At 77.5% G+C, this 1,150-nt stretch carries 1 protein-coding gene and 1 pseudogene; both read left to right on the forward strand.

From position 1 onward, the window contains the following. A pseudogene (locus L2I40_RS23460) lies at nt 1-659 on the forward strand (hypothetical protein); the annotation flags it as partial. Continuing rightward, nucleotides 656-1,150 (forward strand): nicotinate-nucleotide adenylyltransferase (locus L2I40_RS23465; RefSeq protein WP_237217763.1); only part of this gene is annotated, 495 nt, incomplete at its 3' end. The pseudogene L2I40_RS23460 and the gene L2I40_RS23465, both read left to right, overlap by 4 nt.

The raw sequence follows: 1,150 nt of genomic DNA on the forward strand, positions 1-1,150 counted from the left end.
GGGGCCTCCAGGTCGCCTGGAAGGTCGGCCCCGCCGCCCCGCCCCCGCCCCCTGTCGCCGGCGCGCTGTTCTTCGGCACGCTGCGCGAGCGCGCGCGCGAGACCTTCCCTTCCGGCGCCGCGCCCGCCTTGCCCGCGCGGTTCGGCATCGTGCCGATGCTGGCGCCCGGCCTCGTGCTCCGCATCGGCGACGAGGGCGTGAACGAGGCCGGCGACGACCCGCTTGTCCTCCTGCGCCATGTCGAGGCGGTGCTGCCCTTCCTCGAGCTGCCCGACCTGGTGCACGGCCCGGCCGCGCCCTGGTCGCCGGCGCTCAGGCTCTCGGTCAATCTCGGCACGCGGCTCGGCGTGCTGGGCGAGCCGATCCGGGCAGAGGCCACGCCCGGCTTCGCACGCGCACTTGGCGAGGTGGCGATCACGCTGTCCGACGGCACCGGGCCGCTGGCGCAGGGAACCGGCGCCGCCGGGCCGGGGCATCCGCTCGCGGCGCTCGCCTGGCTGGTGCGCGACCTGAAGGAGCAGGGGCGGCGGCTGCATGCGGGCGACCACGTCGCGATCGCCGGCCTGGTGCCCGCCGTGCCGGCGGTGCCGGGCGAGTTCACCGCGACCTATGCGGGACTGGCCGCGGCGCCGGTGCAGGTGGGCGTCCGGCTGCAATGACCCTGAACCCGCGCGGCGACCGGCGGCGGCGGCGGATCGGGCTGCTCGGCGGCAGCTTCAACCCGGCGCATGACGGCCATCGCCACGTGGCGGAGGCGGTGCGCCGCGCGCTGCGCCTCGACGAGGTCTGGCTGATGGTCTCGCCGGGCAATCCGCTGAAGCCGCGCGCAGGGATGGCGCCGCTGGCGCAGCGGCTGGCCTCGGCCCGTGCGGTGGCCGACGGGCGGCGGATCCGCGCGACCGACATCGAGCGCTCGCTCGGCACCATCTTCACGCTGGACACGCTGCGCGGCCTGCGGCGGCGCTTCCCGCGCGCCCGCTTCGTCTTCGTCATCGGCGCCGACAATCTGGTGCAACTGCCGCGTTGGGCCGGGTGGGACAGGCTGGCGAGGGAAACGCCGATCGCCGTGCTGCCACGGCCGCGCTGGACGCGCCGCGCCCTGGCCGGGCAGGCGGCGCGGCGGCTGGCGCGGCACCGCCGCCGGCCGGGC

Source organism: Falsiroseomonas oryziterrae (assembly GCF_021864505.1).
Classification (GTDB): domain Bacteria; phylum Pseudomonadota; class Alphaproteobacteria; order Acetobacterales; family Acetobacteraceae; genus Falsiroseomonas; species Falsiroseomonas oryziterrae.